Raw genomic sequence first — 4,555 nt, 5'->3', positions numbered from 1 at the left:
ACCCTCCTCGCCGCCGAGTTCGGGGTTGATCGCGGCATGGTCGACGATGTCGTAGCCGTGTGTCGAGCCCGGCCGCGCCCGGTGGATGGGCGAGGCGTAGACGTGGCTGACGCCGAGCCGGGCGATGTAGGGCACGGCCGCGAGCGCGTCGTCGAAGGTGAAGTCCTTGTGGAATTGCAGCCTGTAGGTGGCGCGCGGCGGCGGCGCGGCGAGCGGTGTCGTCTTGGTGCGGGGGCCGCGGCCCTCGGCCGAAACGGAGGCCGCGGCCTTGGCGAGCGGCCCGCCGGGCGCGTTCAGCTCGCCGAGCTCCATCTCGAGCTTGCGGCGCCAATTGGGGTGCCCCTCCGTGGTTCCGGGCATGTTGGGCTGGTTCAGAGCGCCGAGCACGTCCTCGTACTGGATGGCGTTCAGGGCGGAGGGCGTGCGGGCGAGATAGCGCATCGCCGCCTCGGCAGGCGGCGCCTCGGGCGGCTGCGGCGACGGCAGCAGCGATTCCGCTGCGAGCGCCTCGGCCAGCCGCTCGCGCTCCACCAGGCGGTCCTGCCGCTCGGTCGCGGCCCGGTCGGGCTCGTAGATGCCGAGCGTCAGGCGCAGGTCCGTGTCGAGGCCTCGCCACCATCCGGCAAAGGTCGGCAGGTCGTGCGTGGTCACCACGGTCATGGCCTCGCGCGGATAGTCCCGAGGCGGCTTGAAGCCGAGCCCTTCGGTGCGCTCGAAGGCGAGCACGCGGTAGCTGAGGACGCCGGACCGCATGATGGCGTCCGAGAATCCCTCGGGCCCGGTGCCGAGATCCTCGGCGATCACCAGCGCCTTGGCCCGGTGGCTCTCCAGCCGCAGCACGGCGAGGAGCGCGTCGAACGGGTATTCCACATAGGCGCCGGCAGAGCCGCGGGCGCCGACCGGGATGAGGTAGAGCCGCTTGAGCTGGAAGGCGTGGTCGATGCGGATCGCCCCCGCATGCCGCATGTTGGCCTGGACCAGCGCCCGGAAGGCCGCGAGCCCGCTCTCTTCCAGGGCGATCGGGTTCAGGGGCGGCAGCCCCCAATCCTGGCCCTGGGGGGCGAGCAGGTCCGGCGGCGCGCCGATCGACAGGCTGCTGCCGAACCGCTCAGGGTGGGACCAGAGTTCCGACCCGCCGCGGTCCGATCCCACCGCGAGGTCGCGGTAGAGGCCGACCGACATGCCGCCGGCCCGTGCCTCCTCGGCCGCGGCGCCGAGCTGGCGATCGGCCAGGTGCTGCAGCCAGGCGTGAAAGGCGACACGGTCGCGGCGCTCGCGCGCAAACGCCCGCACCTCGGCGGAGCCGCAGCGGCGAAACGGCTCCGGCCAGTCGCCGAGCCACCAGCGGCCCTCGCCACGCAGATGCTCAGCCAGCGCCTCGAAGGTGGCGTGCAGTTCGAGCGCCGAGCCCATCTCGCGTCGAAACGACCGGAGGTCGGGTTCGAACAGCGCCCGGCGCTCGCGCCACAGCGCCTCCAGCACGGCAGAGAGCTCGGCCCACACCGCCGCATGGTCGACCAGCGCCGCCTCTCGGAGCGCCGCGATGCGGTTCGCGCGGTCCGGCTCGGCGAGCATGCGCTCGGCTTCGCTGCCTGCGAACCCGGGCACGGTCCGCGGGTCGATATGCAGCGTTTCCAGAAACAGCCGGGAGGAGGGCGAATAGGGTGACACCTTGCTGCGGTCGGCCGCGAACAGGGCATGGACCGGCGAGAGGCCGATGAACGAGGCCCCGAGCGGGGCCGTGCCGGCGACCGCCTCGCGCACGTCCGCATAGCTACCGATGCCCAGGTTGCCGGCCGACCGGAACGCGTAGACCTGGGCGGCGAGGCCCCAGGCGCGGCCGCCGTCCTGCATCCAGGCCGGCTGCCAACAGCGCGCCGGCGCCGCGATCACGGTGGCATCGCGCCGTTCACCACCGATCTCGATCGAGAGCCTGTGATAGCCGGCCGGCAGGGCAGGGAGCCGTAGCGCGTGCCGTCCCGGGCCCGCCTGAACGGTGCCGCGGCCCTCGCGAACGCGGCCGCCCTCGTCAACCAGCCGCCAGGCGCAGAGGTCGGAAGACGGGCTCCTGATCGGGATGTCGGCCGGCCGGCCCGCTTCCGTCACGACGGTCGGGGCGATCAGGCCCGAGCGGAGGTTTTCCGCCCGGGACAGGCTTTCGGCCAGGTCGGCCTCGCTCTCGGCCGGGAAGCCGAGATGGCCGAGCATGGCGCGGCGGCGGTCGAGCCCGACCTCGACCGGCTTGCCGTAGGCGTCGACATATTCGCCCGGAATGCCGACGAGTTCGGCCAGGCGGGAGGTCGCGCGGTCGTCGCCGCTCATCGGGTGCCTCCTGGGGCGGCAAAGCTCGGACAGGGTGGCACGGCGGCGGGGCCTGTTCTCGGGGCGCACCACACGGACCGGGTTGCCCCGTTCATCGACGCCGCGCCGAACGGGAGGGCATGCCGGTCACGCATTTCGGCCATCAACCTTCCTGTCGAAAGAGAACGATCGAACGGGGGGCTATGGCGAATGTTCCCCCGGCGGAGAGGGTCGCGGCGGCCCCGTCCGGGCGGCCGTCTGCACGGTTGCTCAGGAACATCGGCCGCCATTGCGGCCCCGGTACGATGGGCGACAATCTGAACTCGGCGACCTCCGGCGACCCGTTGATGAGGATGAGCAGGCGCCGCCCGTCGGGCGCGTCGTTGCCGATCTGCATCCCGGCCACCTGGCGGGCCGGATCGGCCCAGTCCTCCCAGGTCATCTCCCGCCCGGTGGGGCACAGCCAGTAGACGTCCCGCATTCCGGTGCCGGGGATCTCGGCCCCGGTCAGGAAGGTGCGGCGGCGGAGCCCGTCGTGCTCGCGCCTGAGGGCCAGCAGGTGGGCCACGAACTCCGTCAGGTCGGGGTCGTGCGCGGGCCCGCCCTCCCAGTCGGTCCAGGTCGTCGCGTTGTCCTGGCAATAGGGGTTGTTGTTGCCGCCCTGGCTCCGCGAGATCTCGTCCCCGGCCAGCAGCATGGGCACGCCCTGCGCCAGGAGCACGCTCGCCAACATGGCCCGGACCAGGGCGGCGCGCCTCCCCCGGATGTCCGGATCGGCGGTGTCGCCCTCGACCCCCCCGTTGCTGGACAGGTTGTGGCCGTGGCCGTCGCGATTGCCCTCGCCGTTGGCCTCGTTGTGCCGGTGCTCGTAGCTGACGAGGTCGCGCAGCGTGAACCCGTCATGCGAGGCGACGTAGTTGATCGCCGCGGCCGGCCCACGGCCGCTTGCCTGAAAAATCTCCTTCGATCCCGTGAGGCCCTGGGTGAGCCGAGGCAACTGGCCCGGATCGCCGCGCCAGAAGCCCCGGATGGTGTCGCGGAACTGGTCGTTCCACTCGCCCCATCCCGCCGGAAAGTTGCCGGCCTGATAGCCGCCTTCGCCCACGTCCCAGGGCTCGGCGATGAGTTTGAGGCCGGACAGGAGAGGGTCGGCCGCAATGGCCGCGAAGAAGGTGGCGCGCGGGTCGAAGCCGTAGGGCTCGCGGGCGAGCGCGGGCGCGAGGTCGAAGCGGAACCCGTCCACGCCGTATTCCGTCGCCCAATGGCGCAGGGAGTCGAGCACGAGCCGCCGCACTGCGGGCTGGCTGACGTCGAGGGTGTTGCCGCAGCCGGTGCAATCCCACGTCCGGCGTGGATCCCCCGGTCGGGGCTTGTAGTAGGTGGCGTTGTCGAGGCCCCGGAAGGACAGGGTCGGTCCCGTCTCCTCGATCTCGGCCGTGTGGTTGTAGACCACGTCGAGGATCACCTCGATCCCGGCCCGGTGCAGGGCGCGGATGGCGGCCTTGAACCCCACATGGCCGGCCGGCCCGAGATAGCGCGGCTCCGGCGAGAAATAGCCGATCGTGGAATAGCCCCAGTAATTCACGAGCCCACGCGCGCCGAGGGCCGGCTCGTCGGCGATGGCCTGGATCGGCAGGAGTTCGATCGCGGTCACGCCGAGGCGCTGCAGGTGGGCGATCACCGCCGGGTGGCCGAGCGCCGCGTAGGTGCCGCGCAGCGATTCCGGGATGCCGGGGTGAAGCCGGGTGAGGCCGCGCACATGCGCCTCGTAGATGACGGTTTCGCTCCACGGCCGGCGTGGCCGGTGGTCCCCGTCGTCCCAGGCGAAGCCCGGATCGGTCACCACGCAGCGCGGCATGAAGGGCGCGCTGTCGCGCGTGTCGAAGCCGAGATCGCCCTCGGCCCCGCCGCGCGGAAAACCGTACAGCGCGTCGTCCTGCCGGACCCGCCCGGTCAGGTGACCCGCATAGGGATCGAGCAGCAGCTTGTGAGGGTTGAAGCGGTGGCCGCGTTCGGGGTCGTAGGGGCCGTGCACCCGGTAGCCGTAGAGCTGGCCGGGCCGGAGGGCCTCCAGGCGGCCGTGCCAAATGTCCCCCGTCCGGGCCGGAAGGGTGATGCGCTCCGTTTCCCGCTCCGCGCCGGGCGTAAAGAGGCAGAGCTCGACTCGCGTCGCGTGCGCGGAAAAGAGGGCTAAATTGACGCCTCGCCCGTCCCAGGACGCGCCGAGCTGCGCCGGCGACCCGTCCCCGTTCAC

The 4,555-nt window shown here is 72.1% G+C and carries 2 protein-coding genes; both read right to left on the bottom strand.

Annotated elements, in window-relative coordinates:
• The coding region (gene malQ, locus JWR86_RS03425; protein ID WP_299560749.1) for a 4-alpha-glucanotransferase at positions 1-2,322 on the bottom strand (2,322 nt) is incomplete at its 3' end.
• Between the two features lie 142 nt (positions 2,323-2,464).
• Positions 2,465-4,555, bottom strand: coding sequence for a glycogen debranching protein GlgX (glgX, locus tag JWR86_RS03420; RefSeq protein WP_299560747.1), 2,091 nt, complete (start codon positions 4,553-4,555; stop codon positions 2,465-2,467).

It is taken from the genome of Enterovirga sp. (assembly GCF_028290205.1).
In the GTDB taxonomy this organism is placed as follows: Bacteria; Pseudomonadota; Alphaproteobacteria; order Rhizobiales; family Beijerinckiaceae; genus Enterovirga.
The sequence above is the reverse complement of the archived record's forward strand: the minus strand, read 5'-3'. Positions and strand labels throughout refer to the sequence as shown.